Below are 3,954 nucleotides of genomic sequence, written 5' to 3'. Positions count from 1 at the left end.
GGGTTGACCGGATCTGCCGGACTTCTGGCCCTGGCCGCCCTGGCTGCTCCGGTGGTGCTGGGGCTTGTCCTGTCCCTGCGCGGTCCGCTGGCCGTCGGAGCGCTGGCCGGAGCTGCGCTCGGAGCCCTGACCAGCGGAATCCGAGGTGGGCGTCACGGATCCGGCGGCCCGCCGTGCACGACGCCGCCGCGGCGGGTTAGCGCGCGGTTCGACGGGGCGTTCGGCTTCGGACACCCATCGATGCTACCGGCCGATGTCGCGTGTTCCGTAAATCGTCGGCGTGCCGCCCGCGGATACGGTCAGGTCAGGTGTCAGCGGGCGGGCCACGGCTAGAGTCCGCGACATGAGCTCAGGATCCGCAGGCCACGCCCTGGTCCTCCGTCACCGGGCCAAGCCGGGGCGGCGGGACGAGCTGGTCGAGGTGTGGCGCCGGCACATGCCGGACGCGGTGCAGGCGAACGACGGGCACCGGGCGTACGTGTTCTGCGCGTCCCACGCCGACCCCGATGTCCTGCTGGTGTTCCAGCAGTACCGCGACGCCGCCGCGGCACAGGAGTTCCTCGGAAACCCCGCGTACCTGGCGTACCTGGAGGAGTCGGGTGACCTGTTGACCGGCCCCCCGGAGGTCGAGGCCGTGGAGCCGCTGTGGTCCAAGGTGGCCGGACCGACTCGGTAAGGTCTCCGCTGTGACAGCCCGCAACCCCCACCCAGACCCGCGCGCCTCATCGGACCGCCACGACGCGGCGGTGTTCTCCGGACTGCAGGACGGACCGGGGACCCCGCCCGATCCGGCGGAGTACGAGGCGCGGCGGGTGCGGCTCCTGGCGGGCGCCCAGACGACTCTCAACGACCACGCGGACGTGGTGGCCCCTCTCGCGGCCGCGTTCGGCGAGGCCGGCCACGAGCTCTACCTGGTCGGCGGAAGTGTGCGCGACGCCCTCCTCGGTCGACTCGGCACCGACCTGGACTTCACCACCGACGCGCGACCCGACACGGTCCGCGGCATCCTCGAGTCCTACGCGGACACCGTGTGGGACACCGGGATCGAGTTCGGCACCCTCTCGGCGGTCAAGCACGACGCCTCCGGTATCGAGCAGCAGATCGAGATCACCACGTACCGCGCGGACTCCTACGACGGGGTGACCCGGAACCCCGAGGTGGTCTTCGGCGACACCCTCGAGGGCGACCTGGTCCGCCGCGACTTCACGGTCAACGCCATGGCGGTGCGCCTGCACCCCGACGGGCGTCACGAGTTCTGCGACCCGCTCGACGGGATGGACGCTCTGCTCGCCGGGGTGCTGGACACCCCTGCCGCCCCGGAGCAGTCGTTCTCCGATGATCCGCTGCGCATGCTGCGCGCCTGCCGGTTCGTCTCCCAGCTGGGCTTCTCCCTCGCGCCGCGGGTGTTCCGGGCGATGACGGAGATGACCGCCGAGATCGACAGGATCACCGTCGAACGGGTCCGCGCCGAGCTGGACAAGACCATCCTCGGCGACTACCCGATCGACGGGATCAACATGCTGTGTGAGGCCGGACTGGCCGACCGCGTGCTCCCCGAGGTGCCGGGGATGAAGCTGGAGCGCGACGAGCACATGCAGCACAAGGACGTGTACTGGCATTCGCTCACCGTCCTCAAGCAGGCCATCGACCTGGAGCCCGAGGGGCCGGACCTGGTGCTGCGCTGGGCGGCGCTGCTGCACGACGTGGGCAAGCCCGCCACGCGTGCGGCCAAACCCGGCGGCGGTGTGACCTTCCATCACCACGAGGTGGTGGGCGCCAAGATGGTGCGCAAGCGGATGCGCGCCCTCAAGTACTCCAAACAGATGATCGAGGACGTCTCGGGACTGGTGTTCCTCCACCTGCGCTTCCACGGGTACGGCGAGGGGCAGTGGTCCGACTCGGCCGTGCGCCGGTACGTCTCCGACGCGGGCGATCTGCTCCCCCGCCTCCATCGGCTGGTCCGGGCGGACTGCACCACCAGGAACAAGCGACGCGCGGCCAGGCTCCAGGCCAGCTACGACTCCCTGGAGCACCGCATCGCCGAGATCGAGGAGAAGGAGGACCTGGCCCGGGTCCGGCCGGATCTCGACGGCAACGAGATCATGACGCTGCTCGACCTCAAGCCCGGGCCCGACGTCGGCCGCGCCTGGGCGTTCCTCAAGGAGCTTCGCCTGGATCGCGGCCCGCTGGACCGTGACGAGGCGGAGGCCGAACTCCTCCGCTGGTGGGCCGGGCGGAACGACCGCCCGGAGAACGGCGACCCGGCGTGATCGGCGGCGCGGTCGACCGCTATCTCGCCTCGACCGCGGGCAGGGCCGTGGCGGCCTTCCTGGCGCTGCTCGGCACGATCCTCCACACGGTCGGCATCCCGGGCCTCCAGCAGCTCCCCCCGTACCGCATCGACCTGGACGTGTACCGCGTCGGCGGGCAGGTCTTCCGCGACGGAGGCGAGCTCTACGGACAGCTCCCCCGGCTGGCGGAGGGCGCCGACCTGCCCTTCACCTACCCCCCGCTGGCAGCCCAGATCTTCTCCCTGTTCACCCTCGTCCCGCTGGCGGCGGCGTCGGTCATCATCACGCTGGCCACCATCGCGGTGCTCGCCTACGTGGTGCAGCTCGTCCTCACGCGCACCTGTGACCGCCCCCACCGTGAACTGTGGTGGATCACGGTCGCCGTGATGGCCGTGGCGCTGTGGTTCGGCCCGGTGCGGGAGACGATCGGGTTCGGTCAGGTCAACGTGTTCCTCATGGCGTTGGTGTTGGTCGACGTCATCCGCGGCCGGGGCCGCTGGTGGGGTGGGAGCCTCACCGGTCTTGCGATGGCGATCAAGCTCACCCCCGCGGTGTTCCTGCTGTACTTCGCGCTGCGTCGCGATTGGCGGGGCCTGGGGACGGCGGTCCTCGCCGCCCTGGCCTTCACCGGCATCGGACACCTGTTGACCCCGGACGATTCGGCCCGCTACTGGTCGTTCGCCATCCGGGATCCCGCCCGTATCGGCGGGTTGTCCTTCACGTCCAATCAGTCGGTCAACGGGCTCGTGCACCGCCTGGGTCTCGAGGACACGGCGGCAACGGTGGCGTGGTTCGTGGTGTCCGCCCTGGTGGGACTCGGTATCGCCTGGGTGGCGTGGCGGTTGCTGCGTCGCGGCCACGAGGTCGCGGCCGCGGTCGCGGTGGGGTTCGTCGCCCTGTTCTGCTCGCCGGTGTCCTGGGGACACCACTGGGTGTGGTCCGTGCCGGCCGTCGTGCTCACGATGGTGTGGGCGGCACGCGCCGCCGGGAGGGACGACGACGACGAGCGCGGCTGGCTCGTCCTGGCCGGGTCCGGCATCGTGGTCTTCCTGACCACACCGCAGTGGTGGTTCCCCCACGACGAGGGGCGTGAGCTCGCGTGGGGGCCGATCCAGCACCTGGTGGGTGACGCCTACCTCGTCTGGGCGGTGGCCTTCCTCGTCGTCGTCGGCGTCCGGGCCGCCCGGCTCGGCGACCCCGACCGGTACGGCGATCCGGACACGCCGGCGCTCCTCGTGCGCGGCGGCACCCGCTGACCGAGTCCGTCAAGGTCAGGGGCGGTTCTGTGGAGAGCGGATCGGTTGTCCACAGATTGCCGCTCGGCACTGGTCCGGCCCGGCCGTCCGCGACACCATTCCGGGCATGGACTACTTCTTCGGAGACGGCGTCGGTGAGCCGACGCAATGGCAGGGTGCGCCCGAACTCGCCCTCGGGACCGGTGCCGCGGACGCGCTGTGGCTGGATTTCGACGGCGACGGGTACGCCGACGACGCACTGTGGGACTCGGACCTCGACGGGGTCGCCGACCGCGTGGTGACCGATGTGGGTACTGATGCCCAGGCGGTCTACTCGGACGCGGGCGGCCGCGGGGTGTGGAACGTCTTCGCGGGTGGGGCCGGTGCCCTGGCGGCGGGGTCCGTGGGGGCGGGCTCGCTCGGCGCGG

At 71.2% G+C, this 3,954-nt stretch carries 4 protein-coding genes and 1 pseudogene; 4 read left to right on the top strand and 1 reads right to left on the bottom strand.

The features are described 5' to 3' along the window. The coding region (locus tag G6020_RS16755) for a hypothetical protein (RefSeq protein WP_206682228.1) at nucleotides 1-234 on the bottom strand (234 nt) is incomplete at its 3' end. Between the two features lie 109 nt (nucleotides 235-343). On the opposite strand from G6020_RS16755, the gene G6020_RS11600 reads away from it, so the two are divergent. The 4 genes and pseudogenes from G6020_RS11600 to G6020_RS11585 form a co-directional block, all read left to right on the top strand. Beyond that, nucleotides 344-676 (top strand): antibiotic biosynthesis monooxygenase, encoded by a 333-nt coding sequence (locus tag G6020_RS11600; RefSeq protein WP_179523994.1) that lies wholly within the window; start codon nucleotides 344-346, stop codon nucleotides 674-676. Nucleotides 677-746: 70 nt separating this feature from the next. Further along, on the top strand, nucleotides 747-2,270 hold the full coding sequence (locus tag G6020_RS11595) for a CCA tRNA nucleotidyltransferase (RefSeq protein ID WP_182610739.1): 1,524 nt from the start codon (nucleotides 747-749) through the stop codon (nucleotides 2,268-2,270). Continuing rightward, nucleotides 2,267-3,547, top strand: coding sequence for a glycosyltransferase 87 family protein (locus tag G6020_RS11590; protein ID WP_182610738.1), 1,281 nt, complete (start codon nucleotides 2,267-2,269; stop codon nucleotides 3,545-3,547). The genes G6020_RS11595 and G6020_RS11590 overlap by 4 nt, the downstream gene beginning before the upstream one ends. 106 nt (nucleotides 3,548-3,653) lie before the next feature. Continuing rightward, nucleotides 3,654-3,954, top strand: a pseudogene (locus tag G6020_RS11585) (hypothetical protein); the annotation flags it as partial.

Origin of the sequence: Dietzia sp. B19 (assembly GCF_014145155.1) — a bacterium.
In the GTDB taxonomy this organism is placed as follows: domain Bacteria; phylum Actinomycetota; class Actinomycetes; order Mycobacteriales; family Mycobacteriaceae; genus Dietzia; species Dietzia natronolimnaea.
This window is presented reverse-complemented; position numbering and strand designations above follow the sequence as displayed.

Bases quoted from the DNA above. Each gene is read 5' to 3' on its own strand.
- G6020_RS11600 (WP_179523994.1), top strand. From the start codon at position 344: ATGAGCTCAGGATCCGCAGGCCACGCCCTGGTCCTCCGTCACCGGGCC.